Source organism: Streptomyces panaciradicis, from assembly GCF_023516615.1.
In the GTDB taxonomy this organism is placed as follows: domain Bacteria; phylum Actinomycetota; class Actinomycetes; order Streptomycetales; family Streptomycetaceae; genus Streptomyces; species Streptomyces panaciradicis.
In genome coordinates, this window is the sequence record NZ_JAMGBF010000027.1 from 93,073 (window position 1) to 115,748 (window position 22,676).

22 protein-coding genes are annotated in these 22,676 nt (G+C 73.2%); 10 read left to right on the forward strand and 12 right to left on the reverse strand.

What is annotated here, in order from left to right; translation table 11 throughout:
* Positions 1–104: 104 nt before the first annotated feature.
* A complete protein-coding gene (locus M8J74_RS12320) occupies positions 105–1,136 on the reverse strand; it encodes an ArsR/SmtB family transcription factor (RefSeq protein WP_249836404.1) in 1,032 nt (343 codons plus the stop codon).
* Positions 1,137–1,363: 227 nt separating this feature from the next.
* On the opposite strand from M8J74_RS12320, the gene M8J74_RS12325 reads away from it, so the two are divergent.
* From M8J74_RS12325 to M8J74_RS12335, 3 genes are all read left to right on the forward strand, one after another.
* Complete coding sequence (locus M8J74_RS12325; protein WP_249836405.1) at positions 1,364–2,176, forward strand: SAM-dependent methyltransferase; 813 nt, start codon at positions 1,364–1,366, stop codon at positions 2,174–2,176.
* A gap of 238 nt (positions 2,177–2,414) precedes the next feature.
* On the forward strand, positions 2,415–3,986 hold the full coding sequence (locus M8J74_RS12330; protein WP_249836406.1) for an MFS transporter: 1,572 nt from the start codon (positions 2,415–2,417) through the stop codon (positions 3,984–3,986).
* A gap of 237 nt (positions 3,987–4,223) precedes the next feature.
* Positions 4,224–5,819 (forward strand): hypothetical protein, encoded by a 1,596-nt coding sequence (locus M8J74_RS12335; protein ID WP_249836407.1) that lies wholly within the window; start codon positions 4,224–4,226, stop codon positions 5,817–5,819.
* 30 nt (positions 5,820–5,849) lie between these two features.
* Here the strand turns inward: M8J74_RS12335 and M8J74_RS12340 are convergent, their stop codons facing one another.
* Positions 5,850–6,254, reverse strand: a complete 405-nt coding sequence (locus M8J74_RS12340; RefSeq protein ID WP_249836408.1) for a DUF302 domain-containing protein — start codon at positions 6,252–6,254, stop codon at positions 5,850–5,852.
* A gap of 179 nt (positions 6,255–6,433) precedes the next feature.
* On the opposite strand from M8J74_RS12340, the gene M8J74_RS12345 reads away from it, so the two are divergent.
* The 3 genes from M8J74_RS12345 to M8J74_RS12355 are packed head-to-tail and all read left to right on the forward strand — an operon-like array spanning position 6,434 to position 8,981.
* The gene (locus M8J74_RS12345) at positions 6,434–7,798 is read left to right on the forward strand and encodes a rhodanese-like domain-containing protein (RefSeq protein WP_249836409.1); all 1,365 of its coding nucleotides are present in this window, start codon (positions 6,434–6,436) and stop codon (positions 7,796–7,798) included.
* A gap of 59 nt (positions 7,799–7,857) precedes the next feature.
* Positions 7,858–8,238 carry a rhodanese-like domain-containing protein gene (locus M8J74_RS12350; RefSeq protein WP_249836410.1) on the forward strand — a complete coding sequence of 127 codons (381 nt, stop codon included), beginning with the start codon at positions 7,858–7,860 and terminating at the stop codon, positions 8,236–8,238.
* Entirely contained in the window at positions 8,235–8,981 is a 747-nt protein-coding gene (locus M8J74_RS12355; protein ID WP_249836411.1) for a sulfite exporter TauE/SafE family protein, read from the forward strand. The genes M8J74_RS12350 and M8J74_RS12355 overlap by 4 nt, the downstream gene beginning before the upstream one ends.
* 21 nt (positions 8,982–9,002) lie before the next feature.
* On the opposite strand, the gene M8J74_RS12360 is transcribed toward M8J74_RS12355, so the two are convergent.
* Positions 9,003–9,290 (reverse strand): metal-sensitive transcriptional regulator, encoded by a 288-nt coding sequence (locus tag M8J74_RS12360; protein ID WP_058921210.1) that lies wholly within the window; start codon positions 9,288–9,290, stop codon positions 9,003–9,005.
* Positions 9,291–9,369: 79 nt separating this feature from the next.
* Here M8J74_RS12360 and M8J74_RS12365 point away from each other — a divergent pair, with 79 nt between their 5' ends.
* Entirely contained in the window at positions 9,370–9,957 is a 588-nt protein-coding gene (locus tag M8J74_RS12365) for a rhodanese-like domain-containing protein (RefSeq protein ID WP_249836412.1), read from the forward strand.
* Between the two features lie 81 nt (positions 9,958–10,038).
* On the opposite strand, the gene M8J74_RS12370 is transcribed toward M8J74_RS12365, so the two are convergent.
* The 7 genes from M8J74_RS12370 to M8J74_RS12400 form a co-directional block, all read right to left on the reverse strand.
* Positions 10,039–11,760 carry an aminotransferase class V-fold PLP-dependent enzyme gene (locus M8J74_RS12370; RefSeq protein ID WP_249836413.1) on the reverse strand — a complete coding sequence of 574 codons (1,722 nt, stop codon included), beginning with the start codon at positions 11,758–11,760 and terminating at the stop codon, positions 10,039–10,041.
* Between the two features lie 131 nt (positions 11,761–11,891).
* Positions 11,892–12,497 carry a class I SAM-dependent methyltransferase gene (locus M8J74_RS12375; RefSeq protein ID WP_249836414.1) on the reverse strand — a complete coding sequence of 202 codons (606 nt, stop codon included), beginning with the start codon at positions 12,495–12,497 and terminating at the stop codon, positions 11,892–11,894.
* A 74-nt stretch (positions 12,498–12,571) separates the two neighbouring features.
* Entirely contained in the window at positions 12,572–13,993 is a 1,422-nt protein-coding gene (locus M8J74_RS12380) for an MBL fold metallo-hydrolase (RefSeq protein WP_249836415.1), read from the reverse strand.
* A gap of 126 nt (positions 13,994–14,119) precedes the next feature.
* A complete protein-coding gene (locus M8J74_RS12385; RefSeq protein ID WP_249836416.1) occupies positions 14,120–15,346 on the reverse strand; it encodes an NAD(P)/FAD-dependent oxidoreductase in 1,227 nt (408 codons plus the stop codon).
* A gap of 59 nt (positions 15,347–15,405) precedes the next feature.
* Positions 15,406–15,732, reverse strand: a complete 327-nt coding sequence (locus M8J74_RS12390) for a rhodanese-like domain-containing protein (protein WP_249836417.1) — start codon at positions 15,730–15,732, stop codon at positions 15,406–15,408.
* A gap of 68 nt (positions 15,733–15,800) precedes the next feature.
* Positions 15,801–17,339: a sensor histidine kinase gene (locus tag M8J74_RS12395; RefSeq protein WP_249836418.1), complete on the reverse strand. Its 1,539-nt coding sequence runs from the start codon at positions 17,337–17,339 to the stop codon at positions 15,801–15,803.
* On the reverse strand, positions 17,329–18,024 hold the full coding sequence (locus M8J74_RS12400) for a response regulator transcription factor (RefSeq protein ID WP_249836419.1): 696 nt from the start codon (positions 18,022–18,024) through the stop codon (positions 17,329–17,331). Before M8J74_RS12400 ends, M8J74_RS12395 begins: the two co-directional genes overlap by 11 nt.
* A 176-nt stretch (positions 18,025–18,200) precedes the next feature.
* On the opposite strand from M8J74_RS12400, the gene M8J74_RS12405 reads away from it, so the two are divergent.
* Entirely contained in the window at positions 18,201–18,884 is a 684-nt protein-coding gene (locus M8J74_RS12405) for a ferritin-like domain-containing protein (protein ID WP_249836420.1), read from the forward strand.
* A gap of 1 nt (position 18,885) precedes the next feature.
* Here the strand turns inward: M8J74_RS12405 and M8J74_RS12410 are convergent, their stop codons facing one another.
* Both M8J74_RS12410 and M8J74_RS12415 read right to left on the reverse strand, forming a co-directional pair.
* Positions 18,886–19,407, reverse strand: a complete 522-nt coding sequence (locus tag M8J74_RS12410; RefSeq protein ID WP_249836421.1) for a DinB family protein — start codon at positions 19,405–19,407, stop codon at positions 18,886–18,888.
* A gap of 92 nt (positions 19,408–19,499) precedes the next feature.
* Positions 19,500–20,177: an ArsR/SmtB family transcription factor gene (locus tag M8J74_RS12415; RefSeq protein ID WP_249836422.1), complete on the reverse strand. Its 678-nt coding sequence runs from the start codon at positions 20,175–20,177 to the stop codon at positions 19,500–19,502.
* A 91-nt stretch (positions 20,178–20,268) separates the two neighbouring features.
* Here M8J74_RS12415 and M8J74_RS12420 point away from each other — a divergent pair, with 91 nt between their 5' ends.
* Both M8J74_RS12420 and M8J74_RS12425 read left to right on the forward strand, forming a co-directional pair.
* The gene (locus tag M8J74_RS12420) at positions 20,269–21,528 is read left to right on the forward strand and encodes an MFS transporter (RefSeq protein WP_249836423.1); all 1,260 of its coding nucleotides are present in this window, start codon (positions 20,269–20,271) and stop codon (positions 21,526–21,528) included.
* A 29-nt stretch (positions 21,529–21,557) separates the two neighbouring features.
* Positions 21,558–22,235: a DUF429 domain-containing protein gene (locus M8J74_RS12425; protein ID WP_249836424.1), complete on the forward strand. Its 678-nt coding sequence runs from the start codon at positions 21,558–21,560 to the stop codon at positions 22,233–22,235.
* Positions 22,236–22,676 lie beyond the last annotated feature (441 nt).

Sequence of the window (22,676 nt, forward strand, 5' to 3'; positions counted from 1 at the left end):
CGGGTGCTGCCGTGCCGCGTCCCGTCGGTGATGATGGCCCGTCCCCCCGGCGGGGCCGAAGCCTTTCGAACCTGCTCGAAACGTGGAGGGCCGCGACCCGGTCCTCAAGACCGGCCGGGCCCCGAGGCGACGCCCGTCTCCTGCAGTCTGTTCGCGTCCCCGTCCAGGAGCCGGTGGCCCATGGGCGTCACCGAGTGACGGACGTACTGCCCCTCGCGTCGGCTCGCCACCAGCCCTCCGTCCCTCAGCACGGTGAGCTGGTAGCTGGCGCTGGGCAGGGCGATGCCGACGGCGGAGGCGACTTCGGAGGTGGTGCGGGCGCGTCCGCGGGCGACCTCCGTGAGGACCGAGGCCCGGGTGCGGCCCAGCAGGCGGTCCAGGCCGCCGTGGCGCAGGCCCGTCACGTCGAGCGGCCGCGCGGTGACGGGGTAGACGAGGACGGGGCCGAGGGCGGGATCGGCGAGGGCGGTGGGCCGGCGCCAGCAGAAGTAGGACGGGACGAGGTGCAGGCCGCGGCCCTCCAGATGCAGGTCGCGGTGGGTGGGGTAGTCCACCTCCAGGACGGGCGCCTTCCACTGGGCGTGCGGACGCAGACTCTCCAGCAGGGCCAGGACGCCGCCGTCGAGGAGGATCCGGGACCGCACGTCGATCTCGTCGTGGATGGCCCTGCGGACGTGCGGCCAGCGGGGTTCGAGCAGCGCCCTGGAGGAGATCTCCAGCGCCTTCACCAGGGAGCGCATGCCGTGGCCTTCCGGCCGGCCGAGAGCCGTGGTCCACGCTGGCAGCGGCCGCGCCGTGCCCAGCCTGGTCAACTCGTGCCGCAGACGCCTCGCGGGCGTGGCCCCCACCACCTCCAGGGCCGCGGCCAGACCTCCCTCCGGGACGGACGACGGGGTGAGGAAGTCGGGGATGTATCCGACGGGTGGGACGAGCGTCTGCAGGGCGAGCACGGCGCGCTGCGACATCGGGTCGCCGGCCAGCCGTTCGCGGACGGAGTGGCGCCAGGCCCCGAACTCCAGCGGTCCCTGATGCGTGGTCAGCCGGCAGGTCGCGCAGATAAGTTCCCACAGGGGATCGGGGCGACGGGAGATCCGGATGTTCTGTAAGTCCTCGGGCGTGAAGTGGATGCGGAGCATGCGGCCTCTTTCGTGGACTGTGGGGGGTTGGCCGAGGGCGGAACTGCGTGAAAGCGGTACACGTCGTCATGGGTGACGACTGACACGGACGGAAGGTTGGTTGCGCCCTCGTGACCACCACCTCCACCGTGCCCGCCGGAAAGGCCGAACCCGAAGGCGATCGGGGCGTGTTGGGGCGTAGGTTGTGCTGTGACTCGATCACGACGCGGTGAAAGGCGGACCGGCAGATGACCGATCCCGGGGCGACGCCCGACAGACTGAGCCAGACGATCGACACGTCGGTCCCGCACTCGGCACGGATCTGGAACTACTGGCTCGGCGGCAAGGACAACTACCCCGTCGACGAGGAGGCCGGCGACGCCTACACCGCCGTCTTCCCCGGCATCGTCACCATCGCCCGCAGCAGCCGGGCCTTCCTGCGCCGCACCATCACCCATCTGGTGTCCGAGGCGGGCATCCGGCAGTTCCTGGACGTCGGCACCGGCCTGCCGACCGCCCAGAACACCCACGAGGTCGCCCAGGGCATCGCCCCCGAGGCGCGGATCGTCTACGTCGACAACGACCCCATGGTCCTGGCCCACGCCCGCGCCCTGCTCTACTCCTCCCGCGAGGGCGCGACGGCCTACATCGACGCGAACGTGACGGATCCGGAGCGCATCCTCGCGGCGGCCGCGGAGACACTGGACTTCGAACGCCCCACCGCGCTCATTCTCAGCAACATCCTCGGACACGTCGCCGACTACGACCAGGCCCGCGCCATCGTCGGCCGCCTCATGGACGCGCTGCCGTCGGGCAGTTACCTGTGCATCAACGACGGCTCGCGCGGCATCGACCCCGTCTTCGAAGAGGCCCAGGACGCCTACAACGACAGCGGAGCCGTCCCGTACAACCTGCGCACCGTCGAGGAGATCACCCGGTTCTTCGACGGTCTGGAGCTGGTCGACCCCGGCGTCGTGTCGGTCACCCAGTGGCGCCCCGAGCCCGGCTCACCCGCCCCCGAGGTCGTCGCCGAGCACGGGGGTCTCGCCCGCAAGCCGTGACCGGCGGCGGCCGTCCGCGACGACGGCACCCACGCCCCCGGGGCTGAACTCCGCGCGATCCCGCACCCGCCCTTTGCGCACCTGCAGTGCGCCAGGGCGGGGCGCGGAGTCGCCCCGGGCGGCGATCTCACACGTATGACCTCAGTGATCACGGGCAGAAGCCTGGCGTGCGGCGGGTTCGCGCCTGCCGCAGAATTCGCCTCAGCGAAGCAGCACGTGGTCGAAAGAGGGTGGAAACGTGACCGGGGCCGTGTCCGACGGAGCGTCCGATCCGAGGCCGGCGCAGGTGCCGAAGGCGGTCGCGGAACTGCCCCGGCAGGTGCGCGAGGACCTCACGCGCCGGCTGCGGCGCAAGAAGCACGCCTTCGGCGCCGACGACGTCCAGGTCGTCGAGCCGCCGCTGCTGCGGCGCGCGGTGGGCGCCTCTGCGCTCGGCAACTGCATGGAGTGGTTCGACTTCGGCGTCTACAGCTACCTGGCCGCCACCATCGGCAAGGTCTTCTTCCCGGGCGCCTCTCCCGGCGCCCAGGTTGTGTCCTCCTTCGCCACGTTCGCGGCCGCGTTCGTCGTCCGGCCCCTCGGCGGGCTCGTCTTCGGCCCCCTCGGCGACCGCCTGGGCCGGCAGAAGGTCCTGGCCACCACGATGATCATGATGGCGATCGGTACCTTCGCCATCGGCCTCATCCCCAGCTACGCGACGATCGGCATCGCCGCGCCGATCCTGCTGCTCGTCGCCCGGATGGTGCAGGGCTTCTCCACCGGCGGCGAGTACGGCGGCGCCACCACGTTCGTGGCCGAGTACTCACCGGACCGGCGCCGCGGATTCCTCTCCAGCTGGCTGGATTTCGGCACCTTCGTGGGTTACGCGCTCGGCTCCGCGCTGGTGACCGTGCTGAACCTGGCGCTCACCGACGACCAGATGCTGGCCTGGGGCTGGCGTCTGCCGTTCCTGATCGCCGGCCCGCTGGGCGTGATCGGCCTCTACATGCGGCTCAAGCTGGAGGAGTCGCCGGCGTTCCAGCAGCAACTGGACGAGCACGAGAAGAGCATGGCCCAGGAGTCGGCGGGCGGTGAGCTGAAGTCGATCGTCACCCGCCACTGGCGGCCGCTGCTGATCTGCATGGGGCTGGTGCTCCTCTACAACGTCACGAACTACATGGTCACCGGGTTCCTGCCGACGTACCAGACCGAGACGCTCAACCGGTCCAGCAGCTCCGCCGACGTGCTGGTGCTGACCGGCATGGTGTGGATCGTCGTGCTGATCACCTTCATCGGCCGCCTCAGCGACCGGATCGGCAGGCGTCCGGTCTACGGGGTCTCCGCGGCCGCGATGATCGTGCTCGCGGTGCCCTCCTTCCAGCTGATCAAGATGTCCGGAACGTGGCCGCCGATCCTCGGCGTGCTCATCCTCTCCACCCTGCTGGCCTGCTTCGCCGCGCCGAGCGCCGCCACCCTGCCCGCCCTCTTCCCGACGGCCGTCCGGTACGCGGCGATGGGCATCGGCTTCAACATCGCGGTCGCGGCGTTCGGCGGCACCACCCCGCTCGTCACCGAGGCACTGGTCAACGTCACCGGCGACGATCTGATGCCCGCTTACTACCTGATGCTGGCCGGGGTGATCGGCCTGGTGACGGTGAAGTTCCTGCCCGAGACCGCGCAGGTCCCGCTCAACGGCTCGCAGCCCATGGTGGGTTCGGCCGAGGAGCGGCAGGAACTGATCAGCACCTCGCAGGAGTTGTACCGCGTCTCCGCCCGGCAGGGCGAAGGCGGCTCCCGACCGGAGTCCTCGGCCCGCTCTCGCCGGCCCTGACGCGTACCGCGCGCCGTGGCCACCGCAAATTCGCCGCGTCGTCCACACTCGTGCGGCACAGCCGATCCGGACGGCACCAACTGAATCCTTCTTGCTCACCGGCGACTTCAGGTCGCCGGTGACCCGCCTGCCGCGTTGCCGGACGTTCGTTTCGTTGGCAAAGAGCTGTGAGTTGTCCACGTATGCGCTGTTAACGTCGCTGGCCCACGGGTGGGAAGCGCAGTGAGGAGCAGAACAGTGCCCCGGAACAAGTCGCAGGCGCCGCACGCCGTACGGCGCGAGCACGCCCGGCGCCGTGCGCGGTCCAAGTGGTCGCTCGCCGTCGTCGGGGGGCCGATGATCCTGGCCGTCGTCGCCGGCTCGGTGTTCGCGGCCGGCGGTCACCACCGGCACCAGCCCGGCGGGGGAGCCGCCGCGCAGCCGGCGCAGGCCGCCGAACCGGACCCGAACTGCACGCTGGTGGTTCCGGAGCACCCCCTCACCGCCCGGGGGCTGGCCACGCCCTACCGGCTCGTCGCGACGGACCCGCGCCAGGGCCCCTGCTACGAGGCCGATCCCGGCCAGGCGGCCTTCGTCGAGGCCGCGATCCTGACCAGGGACGGCGAACTGACCGTCTACGACCCGCTGGTGATCGACCGGGGGACGAGGCCGGCCGCGAGGACCGTCCGGCCCAGGGTGCCGAAGGGCTCGACGGTCGGCATATGGTTCGGGTTCAACGCCGCCCAGCTCACCCTGAAGTCGAGCGGCGGCTCGCACAGCCTCGCGCAGGGCAGGTGCGTCAACGGCGCGCCGGGCTCCGTCTTCGGCCAGTTCGCGTACTGCAACGCACCCGCCTTCTTCCGCGCCGCCGACGTGCAGAAGGCCCGGAAGCACCTGAGGATTCCCGCACTGGGGACCGCCAAGGACGGCCTGCCCTGTCCGACCACGCGGGACTTCTCGGTCGTGGACCAGGACGGCAGCGACAACGTGGTCACCCACTACCTCGCCGACGCCCACGGACGCACCGCCCAGAACAACGCCGCGAGCCGGGCGGTCCTGCGCAGGACGGGCGCGAAGCCCGCGGACCTCACCAACGGCAGCGACAACCTGCTGCTGACCCACTTCATCGACCCCGCGCTCGGCTGCACGCCCTTCACGGCGCCCGACCAGTCCGGCGACCGGCGGGCCTCGTCGGCGCTGCCCCTGGACGAGTTGTCCGCCGCGGCCCGCCAGCGGGCGCCGATCGCCCTGATCCCGCAGAACGACCCGATGACGCTCGTCGACGGCCACGCCAGTGTCCGCAAGACCGACCTCTACCGCGCCGGGGTCGGCATGCCCCCGGTCGGAGCGGGCGACGACGGCAACGGGGCCGCGTACTGCAGGAGGCTCTTCGCCGGTCCGTCCGGCATCCACCGCGTCTTCAAGGACCGCTCGCTCCTGCGGACCGCGCCCTCGCCGGACCCGGCGACCGCACCGAACCTCTTCGCTTTCCTGGCCTCACGCGCCAACCAGACGTTCACCAACCTCGGCTGCGACCGGCTGCTCGGCTCCGGCAACCCCGTGGTGCTCACGACGGACGGTCAGGGCCTGGTGACCGACGCGGTCCTGAGGCCGCTCGGCCGGGTGCCCGCGTCACCCACCCCCACCGGAGCGGCCGGAAGCACCTCGCCGTCCGCGACGCCTGCCACCTCGTCGCCCGCCGTGAGCGACGGACCGTCGTCGCCGACCGGCGGGCCCGGTTCCGCGCCTTCCGCCTCCGGTGAGGTCTCGACGAGCCCCAGTGCGGGCGCACCCGACCCCTCGGTCGGCAGCGTTCCCCCGCCGTCGCCGAGCACCCCGCCCGTGGTGGGGTGACGGATCCCGGACCCCGCGCCCCGCGCGGGGTCAGTTCTGCCCGTTTGCCGCGGCGAGCGCGGCGAGCGCGGCGTCCAGGCGGCGGGTGGCCTCCTCGGCGACCGGGCGCAGGGCGTCGAGTTCGGTGAGCGCGACCATCGTGTTCGGATCCAGGGCCTGGACGACGGTGCCGTCTCCGTCACGGCGGACGACCACGTTGCAGGGCAGCAGCAGCCCGATCGAGCGGTCGGTGTCCAGGGCGCGGTGCGCGAGGGGCGGGTTGCAGGCGCCGAGGATCACGTAGTCCTCCATGTCGTGGTCCAGCTTGGCCTTGAGCGTGGCGGTGACGTCGATCTCGGTGAGGATGCCGAAGCCCTGCTCGGCCAGCGCCTCCCGGGTGCGGGAGACGGCGGTGGCGAAGTCGGCGTCGAGGCGGACTGTGCGGTCGTAGCGCATGGCGGTGATCCGTTTCTTCTCGTCGTTCGCGCGGCGCGGGACGGGTGTCCGGGCGCGGGCGAGGTACTCGGGTCGTGATGAATGGGGTCTGTCTGCCCTCAAAAATACCCCCCGGGGTACTCATGCTACCGTCGTAGGTATACCCCCAGGGGTAAATCTTCACTGGAAGGGAGTACCTCGTGTTCTTCGTCGACGCGATCGAGGTCGCCGGGCTCGGCAACCGCAGCTATCTCGCGGGGGGTGAGCGGACCGCGGCGGTGGTGGACCCGCCTCGCGACATCGACCGGGTGATCGCCGCGGCGGCCCGGCGCGGGGTGCGGATCTCGCACGTGGTCGAGACGCACGTCCACAACGACTACGTCACCGGCGGCCTCGAGCTGGCCCGGGTCGTCGGAGCCGCCTACCTGGTGCCCGCCGCCGCCCGTGTCTCCTTCGCACGGGTGCCGGTGGCCGACGGCGACCGGACGGAGATCGACGCCGCGGCCGGCCTGGCCCTGCGCGCGCTGGCCACGCCCGGGCACACCCCGCACCACACCTCCTATGTCCTGGAGGAGAACGGCGCGGCGATCGCGGTGTTCACCGGCGGTTCGCTCCTGATCGGCACCGTCGGCCGGCCCGACCTGGTCGAGCCCCGGCTGACCGAGGGCCTGGCCCGCGCGCAGCACGCCTCCGCCCGCCGCCTGGCCGCCGAGCTGCCCGACGAGACGGCCGTCCTGCCCACCCACGGATTCGGCAGCTTCTGCTCGTCCACGCAGTCCGAGGGCGGTGACACGACCATCGGCAAGGAGAAGGTGTCCAACGAGGCCCTGAACCGGGACGTCGACTGCTTCGTCGCCGACCTGCTGGCCGGCCTGGACGACGTCCCCGCCTACTACACGCACATGGGACCGGCCAACGCCGCCGGTCCGGCGCCGGTCGACCTGACCCCGCCCGCCGTCGCGGACGCCGGCGAGATCGCCGCCCGGCTGGCCGCGGGGGAGTGGGTGGTGGACCTGCGCAACCGGGTCGCCTTCGCCCAGGGGCATGTCGCCGGCTCCTTCAACTTCGAGGCGGAGGGCCAGCTCGCCACCTACCTGGCCTGGCTGATCCCCTGGGGCAAGCCGGTCACCCTTCTCGCCGAGTCGCCCGAGCAGCTCGCGGCCGCACAGCGCGAGCTGGTGCGGGTGGGCATCGACCGGCCGGCGGCCGCGGCCACCGGCGGACCGGCCCAGTGGCTGCGCGAGGGCGAGGAGCCGGCCGCCTTCGCGCGGGGCACCTTCGCCGACCTCGCCGGACGGGCCGGGGACGACGTGGTCGTCCTGGACGTGCGCCGGGCGTCGGAGCGGTCCGACGGGTACATCGAGGGCTCGGTGCACATCCCGATCCACACACTGCCCCGCCGCCTCGGCGAGATCCCCGACGGCGAGGTGTGGGTGCACTGCGCCGGCGGCATGCGCGCCGCCGTCGCGGCCTCCCTGCTGGACGCCGCGGGCCGGCACGTCGTCGCCGTCGACGACTCCTTCGACGCGGCCGGCAAGGCGGGCCTCACCGTCCGGACCCCCTGATGCCGTACCGGCGTACCGGACTTCCGAACCACAGGCGAGAACAGGAGCCAGAAACCGAGATGAGCATCTTCCGACGGGACCGGGGCGGTCCGGGCCGGGTGAGCGTGCAGGTGGCCGCCGAACGCACCGGACACGGCGACGGCGGCGCCGACGCCGTACTGCTGGACGTACGGGAGCCCCACGAGTGGCAGGCCGGGCACGCGCCGCGCGCCGTGCATCTGTCGCTGTCCGCGCTGGCCGCCGGGGCGGGACTGCCCTCCCGCGCGCAGGCCCGGCCCCTGATCGTGATCTGCCGGTCCGGCAACCGCTCCCGGCAGGCCGCGGAACTGCTCGTGGCCCGCGGCTCGGAGGCCGTCGACGTGATCGGCGGGATGCGGGACTGGGCCGCGGCGGGCCTGCCGGTGGTGGACGCCCGCGGCGGCAACGGCGCGATAGCGTGAGCGCGGTCGTCCTCGCCCTGGCCGCCGGAGCCGTGATCGGCCTGGCGCTGGGCGCGCTCGGCGGCGGCGGGAGCGTCCTGGCCGTCCCCGCGCTGATCTACCTGCTGGGCTTCAGCCCCGTGGGGGCGACGACCGCCAGCCTGGTCATCGTCACCCTCACCTCGGTCACCGCGCTCGTCGCGCACGCCCGTGACGGCCATGTGCGCTGGCGTACCGGACTGCTGTTCGCGGCGGCCGGGATCGGCCCGGCGATGCTGGGCGGCGCACTCGCCTCCAGCGTCCCGGCGGCTGTCCTGACCTCCGCCTTCGCCGTGGTCGCGGGTGTGGCCGCCGTGCGCATGCTGCGCTCCCGGCCGGCCGCGGAAGGCACCGTGACGGTGCGTCCCGGGCGGGCCGCGGCGGCCGGCGCCGGCCTCGGCGCGGTCACCGGGGTCCTGGGTGTCGGCGGCGGTTTCCTCGCCGTTCCCGCGCTGGTGGGAGTGCTCGGGATGCGCATGCGCAACGCCGTGGGCACCAGCCTGCTGGTCATCACCGTCAACTCGCTGGCCGCCCTGTCGATGCGCGCCGGTACGGTCGAGACCCTCGACTGGACGGTCGTCGGACCGTTCATCGCGGCCGCCGTGCTGGGCGCCTGGGACGGCAAGCGGCTGTCCGCGAAGGTCTCCGGTCGCACGCTCCAGCGGATCTTCGCGGTGGTGCTGCTGGCCGTGGCGGTCTTCATGCTCGTCGACGGGCTGCTGTGAGCGACCGCGCGGCGGGCCTCCTCAGGCCAGGGACAGGAACAGCTTCTCCAGGCGGGCGCGCATCGCCTCGGGGTCCTCGCCGTTCTTGCGCCCCGACTCCATGTCCGTCACGCACTGCTGCAGCCCTGTGGCGATGATCGCGAAACCGGCGCGGTCCAGCGCTCGGGACGCGGCGGCGAGCTGCGTGACGACCTCCTCGCAGTCACGGCCTTCCTCGATCATCCGGATCACTCCGGAGATCTGACCCTGTGCGCGGCGCAGCCGGTTCAGCACGGCCTTGAGATCCGCACCCTCGAGTTCAAGTTCCACGATCACTCCTAGAAATACCCCTAGGGGTACTGTACGTCCCGGTTCGGGACGGCGTCGACCATTAAGGATCACACCTGTCATGACCCACCCCGCCTCCCCCCTCTCCCTCGGCCCCGACCAGGCCCGCACCCGGCTTCAGGAGTTCACCGTCATCGACGTGCGCACGCCCGCCGAGTACGCCTCCGGTCACCTCCCCGGCGCGCTGAACATCCCACTGGACCACGTCCGGCGGGCGCTGCCGGAGATACGGCACGCCGCAGGGCGCGGCGACGTCCTCGTCGTGTGCGCCTCCGGGGCCCGCTCCGAGAACGCCTGCAAGCTGCTGGCCGAGGAGGGCATCGCCACGGCGACCCTGGCCGGCGGCACCGGTGCCTGGGCGGCCGAGGGACACGACCTGCACACGCCCGCGGCCTGCGCGACCCGTTCCGCCTGGAGCATGGAGCGCCAGGTGCGCTTCACCGTCGGCACGCTGGTCCTCCTCGGTCTCGCCCTGGGCCTGCTCGTGCATCCGGCCCTGCTGCTGATCTCGGCCGCCATGGCTGGCGGTCTGGTCTTCTCCGCCCTGACCAACACGTGCGGCATGGCGGTCGTGCTGGGCAAGCTGCCCCACAACCGCCCGCGCGCGGCCGACCTGGACGCCGCCCTCTCCGTCCTGCGCACCCGCTGAGGCCGCGCACCCGGGGCACCTCACGCGGGCCGCGTGAGGTGCCCCGGACCGTGCTGACGTCGGGCAGGGTGTTCGCTCGGCTCAACCGGCCCCTGGCCGGGTTTGTTCCAGGCAGACGGGCGGCAGCGGGAACCAGCGCATGCGCTCGAAGTCGGCGGGCAGTCCGGTCGGACCGGCGTCGAGACGGCCGGGGCGGGCGGCCAGCGCCTCGCGGGCCCGCTCCAGCTGGTCGGCCAGTGCCTCCTCGCCCAGGTGCGGGCGGCGGACGGCGGGGACGGTGATCCGCCCGTCGGCGCCGAAGCGCACGTCCGTCAGCCGCAGAGGGGGTTCGGCGGGGCCGTGGTGGTGGCGCCACTGTCCGGTGTGCGGATCGAAGCGGTAGTCGGGCAGGAGCCGGTGGCCGTGCGTGGCGATCAGGTCGACCGCGTCGACGAGGTAGTCACGGACGGTGTCGCTGATGAAGTAGTTGAAGTTCAGGCGGACCCAGCCGGGCTTGATGCCGTCGCAGCCGCGGGTGATCTCGTCCAGCAGGGCGTGGGAGGTGACCGTGTCGATGGCCAGCAGGCGGTGGCCGTAGGGGCCGGCGCAGGAGCAGCCGCCGCGGGCCTGGATGCCGAAGAGGTCGTTGAGCAGGGCGACGACGTAGTTGTGGTGCAGATACGCGTGCGCGCCGTGGCGGATGCGGAAGGAGACGATGGACAGCCGCCGGGCGTGGTGGTCGCCGAGGATCTCGATGCCGTCGTTGCGGTCCCAGCGGGCCAGGGCGTAGCGCCAGTGCCGCTCCTCGGCGGCCTGGATGGTGTCGGTGCCGACGGCCTGCTTGAGCGCGAAGACCAGCCCGGCCCTGACGGACTCCACGATCGCCGGCGTACCGCCCTCCTCCCGGGCGACGGGGTCGTCGAGGTAGCGGTGGCCGAGGGGATCGACGAAGGCGACCGTGCCGCCTCCGGGGGCGGTGGGCACCGCGTTGCGCACCAGCTCGCGGCGCACGACGAGCACGCCCGGGGTCTGCGGGCCGCCGACGAATTTGTGCGGGGAGACGAACAGCGCGTCCTTGTGGTCCCCGGCGCCCGGCGTGCTCTCGCGCATGCGCATCGGGATGTACGGCGCCGCCGCGGCGTAGTCCCAGAAGGACAGGGCGCCGTGCGCGTGCAGCAGGGCGGCGACGCGGTCGGTGTCGGTGAGGATGCCGGTGACGTTGGACGCGGCGGAGAAGCTGCCGATCAGCAGCGGACGCCCGGCGTGGCGCAGCAGCTCCGCCTGTAGGTGGCCGAGGTCGATGTGGCCGTCGGCGTCCGCGTCGATCACCACCACGTCGGCGACCGACTCGCGCCAGGGCAGTTCGTTGGAGTGGTGCTCGTACGGTCCGACGAACACCACCGGGCGCCGCTCCGGCGCGGGCCGGTCCGGGCCGCGCAGGCCCAGGACGCCGACCAGCTTGTTGACCGCGGCGGTCGCGCCGGAGCCGCAGAAGATCACCAGGTCGTCCGGTGTGCCGCCGACCGCGTTCCGGATGATCCGGCGGGCGTCCTCGCGCAGCCGGGTGGTCTGCAGGCCGGTGCTGGAACTCTCCGTGTGCGTGTTGCCGTAGCGCGGCAGCACCTGCTCGCGGATGAAGTCCTCCACGAAGTCCAGCGAGCGGCCGGAGGCCGTGTAGTCGGCGTAGACGAGGCGTTTGGGGCCGTAGGGCCCCTCCAGCACCTCGTCGTCGCCGACCAGACCGGCTCTGATCCGTTCGACGAGTGTCGGCGCGGCCGGTGCGGCCAGATCCGTGCCGACGGTCAGCGGGGTGGTGTCGCTCATCGTCGGGTCCCTTCGCCGAAGCCGGCCACTGCGCCCCCCATACCCTGCAGGGTATTTTCGCACAGCCGGCCGGTCGGCGCCCGGGCCGGGACGGTTCTGGCCGGAGTCCGTCGACGGGCCCCGGGCGGGAGTCATCTCCGCACGGCGCGCACGAGTGCGTCGAGGGCCGTACGGCCGACCCCCTCGGCGTCGGTCACCGGCCGCGCGAGGGTCTCGGCCCGCACGATGTCGGCGTGGGGCCGCCACACGTCGGCGACCTGCTGCGGTGTGTACAGCACGTCCGGGTCCTGCGGGCCGCCGTGGCCGCGCGCCGGGTTGGCCGCGTCGTGGCCCACCAGCAGGAGGGTGCCGCCCGCGCGCACGCTGGCGGCGGCCCGGGACAGCACCGGAACCATCTGCGGCCACGGCAGGTGCAGGTAGGAGATCAGCGCGAGGCCGTACGTCGCCTCCGGGGCCGTCCAGGCCGTGAGGTCGGCCTGGACGGTACGCAGCCGCACGCCCCGGTCGGCGGCCAGCCGCTCGGCCTTCTCGAGGGCCACGCCGGAGAAATCCACGGCGTCCACCTCCCAGCCGCGCTCCGCCAGCCAGACCGCGTTGCGTCCCTCACCGGCCGCGAGGTCGACCGCCCGCCCGGACGGTTCCAGGTCGCGCAGTTCCTCCTCGACGAACCGGTTGGGCTCGGCCCGCCACACCAGTTCGCCGACCCGATACCGCTGGTCCCAGTCCGCTGCGTCCACCGTGGCACCTCGTTCCTCGGTCGTGTGGAAACCCCGTTCCCACTGTCGCCGACACCGGGGCCATCGCGCCGGATTCACACGTCGGCGGATGGGGATCCCCCCGCGCGAGCGAAGCCGAGCGTGGGGGAAGGCAGGGCGAGCCAGGCGCCGTAGCCGCCGAGGAGGTCGGAGACGTCGGTGCGGCCGGTGTGGCGCAGCAGGCTGGCGGCGATGGAGGAGCGGTGGCCTCCGGCGCAGTGCACGACCAGGGGACGGTCTGCAGGGATCTCCTCGGTGCGGCGGGCGAGTTCGGCCAGCGGGATGTGCAGCGAGTCCTCGATGTGGCCCTCTTCGCGCTCGGCGGTGTTGCGCACGTCCAGGACGAGCGGCGGTTCGGCGCCGTCCAGCAGTGCGTGCAGCTCGTCCGCGGTGAGGCGGCTGGCCTGCTCCAGCTCGTCGGCCAGGGTGGGGAAGGCGCCCTCGGGCTCGCGCAGGTAGCCGCCGACCTTGTCGAAGCCGATCCGGGCGAGCCGGGTGACGATCTCCTCCTCGCGGTCCTGCGGGGCGATGACCACGACGTCCTGTTCGGGGGCGACGACCATGCCGGCCTGCTCGGCGAAGCGGCCGTCGGCGGGCACGTTGACCGAGCCGCGCAGATGACCGGCGGCGAAGTCCTGCGGGGAACGGGCGTCCAGGACGACCGCGCCGTCGGCGCGGCGCCGCATGAACTCCTCCACGGACAGCGGCAGGGGCGCGGCGGCCGCGTCGAACAGGCCGTGCTCCTTGCGGTTGAGGATGGCGTCGTAGACGAAGTAGGCCGGCGCGGACGGCTGCCCGGCGGTCACCAGCTCGACGAACTTCTCCCGGCTCATGGGCCGGCAGGCGTAGTTGGTGGCGCGCTGCTCGCCGATGGTGGACTGGCGCTGGGTGGAGAGGTTCTTGCCGCAGGCGGAGCCCGCGCCGTGGGCGGGGAAGACGCGGACCGCGTCCGGCAGGTCCATCAGCTTGTGCTGGATGGTGTCGTAGAGCATGGTGCCGAGTTCGTCGGCGGTCACGCCGATGGAGGCCAGCAGGTCGGGGCGGCCGACGTCGCCGATGAACAGGGCGTCGCCGGTGAGCACCCCGTAGGGCACCGCGTCCTCGGCGTGCTCGTAGACCAGCACGCTGATCGACTCGGGCGTGTGACCCGGGGTTTCGAGGATCTGCAGTTGCACGTCGCCGAGGTCGATGCGCTCGCCGTCGGTCAGTTTGCGGATGGGGTACTCGGCCTCGGCGCGCTGCCCGTAGCCGATCCAGGCGCCGGTGCGGTCGGCGAGTTCGAGGTGGCCGGCGAGGAAGTCGGCGTGGAAGTGGGTGTTGACGACGGCCTCGATGGTGAAACCGTGGGCGGCGGCGTCGGTGAGGTACTCCGAGACGTCACGGCGCGGGTCGACGACGACGGCCCTGCCCGTGCTCTCGTCGGCGATCATGTAGGACGCCTGGGAGAGGCAGTCGAGGTAGTACTGGGCGAAGAACATGGTCGGGTGACCTCCAGGAAGAACGGGTTGGATACCCGAGGGGGTATATAAGAGCGTCTGGTGCGCCCTTGGTAGAGAGCTTGCGGGGGTGGCCGGCCCGGGCCGGGGGATGCCCGGGCCGACCGGTCACAGACGGCCGGTGAGCATGCCGCGCCAGTAGACGGGCGGCAGTCCGTACCGCTTGAACAGCCACATGGTGCGCCGCTCCTTGAACGGGTCGAGGAGCGGGAACGTCGGGGTGGGCCTCAGGTCGTAGTCGAACTCGGCGAGCAGCATCCGGTCCCGGGCGGTCACCAGCGGGCAGGACGTGTAGCCGTCGTAACGGTGGGACGGGGAGCGGCCGTTCATGACGTCCAGCAGGTTGCCGGCCACGACCGGGGCCTGCTTGCGCACGGCCGCGCCCGTCTTGGAGGTCGGCAGGTTCGCCACGTCGCCGAGGGCGAAGACGTTGCCGTGGACCGGGTGCCGCAGGGTGTGCTTGTCGGCCGCGACGAAGCCCTGTGGACTGGCCGGGTCGGCGAGCGGGCTCTCCTTGACCCAGTCGGGGGCGCTCTGCGGGGGAACGGCGTGCAGGAAGTCGTAGCCGAGGGTCTCCTTGGTGCCGTTCGCGTGGTCGGTGACGGTCAGTTCGCGGGCGTCGCCCTCGACGGCCGTCATCTCGGAGCGCAGCCGCACCTCGATGCCGTAGCGGGCGGCGACCTGCTCCAGGACCTGCGACCAGGCGGGCACCTTGAACAGGGCGGGGTCGGGGATGACGAGGACGACGCGGATGTCGCCGAGGACCTTCTTGCGCCGCCAGTGGTCGGCGGCCAGGTAGGCGATCTTCTGCGGGGCGCCGCCGCACTTCAGCGGGGTGGCCGGGTGGGTGAACACGGCCGTGCCGGACCGCATCCGCTTGATCAGGTCCCAGGTGCGCGGGGCGTACTCGGGCAGGTAGTTGCTGCTGACCACGTCGTGCCCGACCGCCTCGGCCAGGCCCGGCACGCCGTTCCAGTCGAGCTGGATGCCCGGTGCCATGACCAGGTACTCGTAGGTCAGCTCGGCGCCGCCGGACAGCCGCACCGTTCGGGCCTCGGCGTCCACGGCCACCGCGCGGCGGCGGATCCAGCGGACGCCGTCGGGTACGACGGAGCCCTCGGGACGCCGGGTGGTGCTGAGGGGTGCCTGGCCGCCGCCGACGAGGGTCCACAGCGGCTGGTACCAGTGGGTGTCGGACGGTTCGATCAGGGTGATGTCGGTGACGCCGGCGCGCCTGAGGCGGGCCGCGACGCTGATCCCGGCGCTGCCTCCGCCGATGACGGCGACGCGGTGACGGCCGTCGAGCGGTGCGTCGGACGAGGGGATGGCGGCCAAGGCGGTGCTCCTTTCCGATGGGCCGGTGGTGCGGGTTCGGTGCGGGTCCGGGGCGGGTGTCAGGCCGCGCGTTCGGCGGGGCCGACGGCGATCGGGCGGCCGCCGCGGGCCCAGGCGGCGGTGCCGCCGGCCACGGAGTAGGCGTCGATGCCGCGGGCGGTCATCCAGTCGGCGGCGCTCTTGCTGCGGTTGCCGCTGGCGCAGATGACGAACACCGGGCAGCCGAGGGGCAGTTCGTCGCACCCGGCGGGCACGGTCCGCAGGGGCATCAGCAGGGCGCCCGGGACGTGCCCGGCCGCGTACTCGTCGGGCTCTCGTACGTCGATGACGAGCCCGCCGCCGTCCCAGGCGGCCGCCAGCTCGTCGACTGTTGCCTCACGGGCCATGTCGTTGCCTCCTCAAATACCCCCGGGGGTGTCTTGTCGGCGAGAGTACGGGGCTCCGATGGGGAGCGTCAAATACCCCTGGGGGTATTTGCCCGGGAGGCAACCCGCGGCTCGGCGGGCCCGCGGGGGAGTCGCGAGCCGCTCCGGGGCGCGACCCTGGGCAGCCGAAGGGTCATCCGCGTCCCGCCGTCCGGGCCGGAGGCCGCGGCGACGGTGCCGCCGTGGGCGGTGACGAGCTCCTTGACGACGGCGAGTCCGATCCCGCTGCCCCCGCCGGCGCGAGCGCGCGCTCCGCGCCAGAGGCGGTCGAAGACATGGGGCAGTTCGTCGGCGGGGATGCCCGGCCCGGTGTCGGCCACCTCGACGACCGCCTCGGCGGGCGTGGCGGAGGTCCTGACGGTGACGGTGTCGCCGGGACGGCAGTGGCGGGCGGTGTTGCTCAGCAGATTGCCGAGGGCCTGGTGCAGCCGGTCGGCGTCCGCGCGGACCGGCAGGGGAGAGGGGCCCGGGTCGGTGCGGACGGTCAGTCCGGCGGTGCGCAGTTCGGCCTCCCGCTCGGCCACGGCCTCCAGGGCCAGCGCGGTCAGGTCCACCTCGGCCGGCCGCAGCGACAGCCGGGCCGACTCGGCCTCCGCCAGCTCTCCGAGATCGCCGACGATCCGCCCCAGGCGCAGTGCCTGGTCGTGCAGGGAGGCCAGGCGCCGGGCCGAGGGGTCGGCGTAGCCGTCGCGCAACTCCTCCAGCCCCGCCTGCAGGGAGGCCAGAGGCGTGCGCAGCTCGTGGGCGACGTCCGCGGCGAGCCGGTGACGGGCCTGCTCGGCGTGGGAGACGTCGTCCGCCATGGCGTCGAAGGCGGCGGCGAGTTCGCCGAGTTCGCCGGGCGCATCGACGTGGGTGCGCGCGGCGCGGTCCCCGGCGGCCAGTGCCCGGGCGGTCGCGGCGACCCGTACCACGGGCGCGGTCAGGCGCCGGGTGACGAACCAGCTCACGGCCAGCGCCAGGACCAGCGCACCGGCGGCCGCCGCGGCGACCCAGCCCCACGCGACGGACAGGCCGGCGGACCCGGAGCCGGCCGGGAAGACCAGATGCACCGAGCCGACGGTGCGGCCGTCCACCACGACGCTCGCGCTCGCGCCGGGTCCCGAGCCGCTGCCCTGCCCGTGCCGCCCGTGCCCCGAGCCGGTCATGCCGTGACCGTCCTCGGACCCGGCACCGGTGCGGGAGCCGTCCCCGTTCCCGGTGCCGGAGCCGTCCCCGTTCCCGTTGCCGGAGCCGTCCCCGGCGCCGCCGGGCATCATCTCGCCCTCCGTGTCGCGGACCGTGAGCACCGCTCCCGCGCCGGCGGCGATCGAGCGCGCCGCCGACAGGTCCGCCGTGGACCAGTCGCCCGAGGCCCGGTAGGCGTCGGCGGCGGTAGCGGCGACGCGGGTGGCGGTGCGCTGCCGGTCGGCCTGATGGGCGCTGCTCAGTCCGCGCCCGGCGCCGACCACCGCCGCGGCCGTCAGCAGGGCCACGGACGCCAGCGCGACCACGGCGAAGGCGGCGAACAGACGGCGGCCGAGGGGGCCGAGCCCGCCCGAACCGGCGGTCGAGGGCTCACGGGTCACGGGACCACCCCAGCCGGTAGCCCACGCCCAGCACCGTCTCCACCAGCTCGGGACCGCGGGCCCCGAGCTTGTGCCGGAGGTTCTTCACATGCGAGTCGATCGTCCGCTCGTACCCGGCGAACTCGTAACCCCGCACCCGGTTGACCAGTTCGTAGCGCGAGTACACCCTGCCCGGCACGGCGGCCAGCGTGGTCAGCAGGCCCCACTCGGTGGGCGTCAGTTCCACGGCCGCGCCGTCCAGGACGGCCTCGTGCCGGGCCTCGTCGATGCGCAGCCGGCCGCCGCCGTACGACGGGACCGGTGCCGCCCCCGCGGCCGTCCCGCGCGCCCGCTGCAGCACCGCGCCCACCCTCAGCACCACCTCGGTCGGGCTGAACGGCTTCGTCACGTAGTCGTCGGCGCCCAGCCGGAGCCCGTGGATGCGGTCCTCGACGCTCGTGCGCGCGGTCAGCACCACCACCGGCACGCCACCCAGGCCGTGGGCCTCGCGCAGCACCTCTTCCCCGTCCACGTCCGGCAGCCCCAGATCGAGCAGCGTCAGGTCGACGCCCCGCTCGCCGAGCAGCCGTACGGCCTCGGCGCCGGACCCGGTGGTCAGCACCCCGTAGCCGGCGCGCTCGAGATAGCGGCGCAGCAGCTCGCGGATCTCCTTCTCGTCCTCGACGACGAGCACCGTGGCGGCCATGTTCCACACCTACGTGCCGGGCCCCCCTTCCGGCGAGGGGCCGAACAGCCCCAACCGGCCCCGGGCGGCGTCTCCATACCGTCTCCACGCGCAGCGCACGGCGGCTGCAGGGCCGGGCGCGACGGTGACGGTGCGGGAACGCCAGGGACGTTCCCGCGGAGTCGAGGAGGTTCGCCATGAAGCGCAACACGAGGATCGCCACGGTGGTCACCGCGGGCGCCCTCGCCGTCGGCGGCGTGCTGGCGGTGGGGCCGGTGACCGCGGACGCCGGCGGGGGGACCGTACCGGTGGCCGCCCGGACCATGTCGCCCGGCGGGCCGGGGTACGGCGGGCACCGGACGCTCGGGCACGGCGACGACGCCCTCGGCATGCGGCGCCACGACGGGACGTGCACCGGGACCGGCCTGGCGGCGCGAGGCACGCTGACGGCCGCCCAGAAGACCACGCTGGCGGGCATGGCCGAGGAGGAGAAGCTCGCGCACGACCTGTACACGGCGTTCGCCGGACGCTACGACGCGCGGGTCTTCGCGCACATCGCGGCGGCCGAGACCCAGCACCTGACCGCCGTGCGCACCCTCCTGGACCGCTACGACGTCACCGACCCGACCGCGGGACACCAGGCCGGCGTCTTCGCCGACCCGGCGGTCCAAGCCACCTACGACCGGCTCCTGAAGGAGGGCGACCACGGCCTGGACGCGGCCCTGAAGGCCGGCCGCACGGTCGAGGACGACGACATCGCCGCCCTGACCAAGGCCCTGCCGGGGCTCACCGCACCGGACGCGCGCCAGGTGTACGGCCGGCTGCTCGCCGCCTCGGAGCGGCACCGGGAGGCCTTCGACCACTGGATCGCCGACGAGTGAGTCAGGAGGGGGAGTCCAGGGTGAGCTGGGCGCGGTGGAAGTCGAAATGCCGGGTGGGATACCGGTAGACGTCCTCGATGGTCATGGTGTCCGCGAAGAACGGGTCCCACCGCACGGGGAAGTGCATCGTCCGGGCCGGCTCCGTGTCCCGCTCGGCATCCAGGCGGCGGGCGAGGGCCGCGACCGTGCGGTCGAACTTCGCGCCCATGCGGCGGTGGCCGTACACCCGGGCGCCGACCACGGACCCCCAGTAGTTGATCACGTCGAACGGGCGCGTCGCGGCGTTCAGCAGACGCGCCCAGGCGCGGCTCGCACCCGCCGGAAGGCGGCCGAACAGCCGTACCAGGGGCAGCAGGGCCAGGACGACGAGATAGCCGAAGAGCATGTGGTAGAGCAGCTGCTCATTGGTCCAGCGGGTCCCGTCGCTGCGGCGGCGCAGGTCGTCGGCGCTCGCCGAATCCAGCAGCGCGTGGAACGCCGCGGCGGCCTGCCGGAGCTCCGCGTGCACGACTTCCCGGTCCATGGCACCTCCCGGACATCTCCGCCGAGCCCCCATGATGGCGCTCGCCGGGGCGTCGCTCATCCCGCTCGACGAGACTCGGAAGAACTCACGGGTCAGACCGGATGCCCCGACTCGACGGGCAGGTCGGCCAGCCGCCATTCCAGCATGCCGTCGGCGAGGCGGATCGCCCGCCGTCCGCGCTCGGCGAGCAGCCGTACGGCGTCGTGGGCCAGCACGCAGTACTCGCCCCGGCAGTACACGACGATCTCCGAGTCCTCGGGCAACTCGGCGATACGGTCGGTCAGTTCGCCGACCGGGATGGAGCGCGCGCCGGGGATGTGCCCGGCGAGGTACTCCTCCGGCGGCCGCACGTCCAGCACCACCACCTCTCCCACCGGCCCGAGGGCGCGCAACTCCTCGCGGCTCATCTCCCCGGCTCCGTCCGCACCCAGGTAGTCGTCCCGGGCGGCGGGTACGGCGGGCTGATGGCGCTCGGCGACCTTGCGCAGCAGCGCGAAGAGCCGGGCCACGTCGTCCCCGGCCAGCCGGTAGTGAATGCGGACGCCCTCGCGCCGGGTGGCGACGAACCCGGCCTGCTTGAGGATCTGCAGATGCGCCGAGGCCGTCGTGAGGTGGAGTCCGGCGGCCTTCGCCAGGGCGTCGACGGTGCGCTCGCCCTGAGCCAGCAGATCGAGCAGTTCCAGGCGCTTCCCGCTGGCCAGCGCCTTGCCGCTGACCGCGAACGCGTCGTAGAGCCGCGCCTTCGAACCCGTCGTCGTCTCGTCCGCCATCGGCATCCTCCATTGTTCCATGGAATAGTGTAGATGAGGTCGAGGCGACGCCCGCCTCGCCACACCCCCTGACGGCCCCTGGAGGACTGCCGTGAGCCGCACCGCGACCGGCCCCGTACACCTCGGGCTGCGCGAGAACCGGCTGCAGTTCACCCTGCTCGTCATCGTCAACGTCTGCGTCGGCGGCCTGGTCGGGCTGGAGCGCACCACCGTCCCGCTCATCGGCGCCCGCACCTTCGGACTGACCAGCGACCTGGCCGTCTTCTCCTTCATCATCGCCTTCGGGCTCACCAAGGCCCTGACCAACCTGGCCGCCGGAGCCCTGACCGCCCGCTTCCGCCGCAAGGACCTGCTGGTCGCCGGCTGGCTCCTCGGCATCCCCGTCCCCTTCGCGCTCGCCTACGCGCCCTCCTGGGGATGGATCGTCGCCGCCAACGTGCTGCTCGGCGTCAACCAGGGCCTGACCTGGTCGATGACCGTGAACATGAAGATCGACCTCGTCGGCCCGGCCCGCCGCGGCCTCGCCACCGGCCTGAACGAGGCCGCCGGATACACCGCCGTCGGCGTCACCGCCCTGCTCACCGGCTACCTCGCCACCGCCTACGGGCTGCGCCCCGCCCCCGAACTCATCGGCGTCGTCTTCGTCGCCGCCGGACTGGCCCTCTCCCTCGTCGTCCGCGACACCGCCGCCCACGTCGCACTCGAACTCGCCCGGCACACCCAGCCGGCGCCCGCCCGCGAGGACACCGGCCTGAAAGCCACCTTCGCGCGCACCTCCTGGCACGACCGGTCCCTGCGCGGCGCCAGCCAGGCCGGACTCGTCAACAACCTCAACGACGGGCTGACCTGGGGCGTCTTCCCCCTGCTGTTCACCGACCACGGCCTCGGCATCGCCGCCGTCGGACTGATCAAGGGCCTCTACCCCATCCTGTGGGGCCTCGGGCAGATCCCCACCGGTCACCTCGCCGACCGCGTCGGCCGCAAACCGCTCATCGTCACCGGCATGTTCGTCCAGGCTGGCGGCTTCGTGCTCGCCCTGGTCCTGCTGTCGCGGCCGCTGGCGGCCGGCCTCCTGTCCGCCGTCGTCCTCGGCCTGGGCACCGCCATGGTCTACCCGGCCCTCATCGCCTCCGTCTCCGACCACGCCCACCCGAGCTGGCGGGCCAACGCCCTCGGCACCTACCGCTTCTGGCGCGACATCGGCTACGCCGCCGGTGCCCTCGTCGCAGGCGTTCTCGCCGACGCCTTCGGCCTGAACGCGACCGTCGTCGCGGCCGCCGTCCTCACCGCCGGCTCCGGGCTGCTCGCCGCCCGCTGGATCACCGAGCGGCACCCGGCGCGGCCACGGTAGGCTGCGCCACCTGCGCGAGGTGGGGTGACATGGACGTCCTGGGAGTCGACGCCTGCGGCAAGCAGGGCTGGGTCGGGATCACGCTCACGGACGGTGCCTACGCGGGCAGTCTGGTGGACTTCCGGCTCGACTCGCTGATCGAGCGCGCCGCCGGAGTGCGGGCGATCGCCGTGGACATGCCGCTCGGCCTCGTCGAGAAGGACTGGCGCGCCGCGGACCTCGCCGCCAGGGCCCTGCTCGGTGCGCGGCGCGGCAGTGTCTTCCTCATCGCGCCGCGACCGGCCTGGCAGGAGCCGGACTACGTGGCGGCCGCGGACCGGTGCCAGGAGCTCACCGGCAACCGGCTCAGCCGTCAGGCGTGGGCGCTGGCCCCGAAGCTGGCCGAGGCCAGAGCGTGCTGGCTGGCCGACCGGCGGCTGCACGAGGTGCATCCCGAGCTGTCCTTCCGGACCCTCGCGGGCGGGATGCCGCTGACCCACGCGAAGAAGACCTGGCGCGGTCAGCACCTGCGTCGCTCCCTGCTGGCCGAGGCCGGGATCGTCCTCCCGGACGCGCTGGGCGAGGCGGACCGCGTCCCTGCCGACGACGTGCTCGACGCCGCCGTGGCCGCCTGGTCGGCGCACCGGATCGCCCGGGGCATCGCCGGCCGGGTGCCCGAGACGCCTGAACCGGACGCGGAAGGCCGTGCCGTCGAGATCCGGTTCTGACCGGCTGCCGGACAGCGGACGCGGACCGGGCGGCGGTCGGCGGGTCGGCGGGTCGGCGCGCGATGCTGTCCGTCGCCCAGGCCCAGCCGGACCGGGTGGCGGTGGCCCGCCAGCCCTGCGGGGCTGCCATCGGCACCGGGAAGCCGCAGCCCTCCCCCGGCCGGCACAGCAGCAGCACCGCCAGGGCCCGTCGTTTGGATCAGGTCGGCTGCGGGGGACGGTGCGTCACGGCCGACCCGAGCGGGGTCTGGTGCGTGCGGCTGCAAGGCGGAGGAGGGAGTCGCCGAGTGACGACAACGCGGCAGATCTGCGTGCCGGGGCCCGCGACGCCGAGCTGATCCAAACGACAGGCCCAAGGCGCCGATCGGCGGCCGTGGTGGCCGATCGGCCCTATGGCGAAGCCGCCCGCCGGGTGAGGCTGACAGTGGAGACGCTCTCATG

Coding starts and splice junctions, on each gene's coding strand:
- M8J74_RS12320 (WP_249836404.1), bottom strand. CDS start 1,136: ATGCTCCGCATCCACTTCACGCCCGAGGACTTACAGAACATCCGGATC.
- M8J74_RS12325 (WP_249836405.1), top strand. CDS start 1,364: ATGACCGATCCCGGGGCGACGCCCGACAGACTGAGCCAGACGATCGAC.
- M8J74_RS12340 (WP_249836408.1), bottom strand. CDS start 6,254: ATGCGCTACGACCGCACAGTCCGCCTCGACGCCGACTTCGCCACCGCC.
- M8J74_RS12350 (WP_249836410.1), top strand. CDS start 7,858: ATGAGCATCTTCCGACGGGACCGGGGCGGTCCGGGCCGGGTGAGCGTG.
- M8J74_RS12365 (WP_249836412.1), top strand. CDS start 9,370: ATGACCCACCCCGCCTCCCCCCTCTCCCTCGGCCCCGACCAGGCCCGC.
- M8J74_RS12370 (WP_249836413.1), bottom strand. CDS start 11,760: ATGAGCGACACCACCCCGCTGACCGTCGGCACGGATCTGGCCGCACCG.
- M8J74_RS12380 (WP_249836415.1), bottom strand. CDS start 13,993: ATGTTCTTCGCCCAGTACTACCTCGACTGCCTCTCCCAGGCGTCCTAC.
- M8J74_RS12390 (WP_249836417.1), bottom strand. CDS start 15,732: ATGGCCCGTGAGGCAACAGTCGACGAGCTGGCGGCCGCCTGGGACGGC.
- M8J74_RS12400 (WP_249836419.1), bottom strand. CDS start 18,024: ATGGCCGCCACGGTGCTCGTCGTCGAGGACGAGAAGGAGATCCGCGAG.
- M8J74_RS12405 (WP_249836420.1), top strand. CDS start 18,201: ATGAAGCGCAACACGAGGATCGCCACGGTGGTCACCGCGGGCGCCCTC.
- M8J74_RS12410 (WP_249836421.1), bottom strand. CDS start 19,407: ATGGACCGGGAAGTCGTGCACGCGGAGCTCCGGCAGGCCGCCGCGGCG.
- M8J74_RS12415 (WP_249836422.1), bottom strand. CDS start 20,177: ATGGCGGACGAGACGACGACGGGTTCGAAGGCGCGGCTCTACGACGCG.
- M8J74_RS12425 (WP_249836424.1), top strand. CDS start 21,558: ATGGACGTCCTGGGAGTCGACGCCTGCGGCAAGCAGGGCTGGGTCGGG.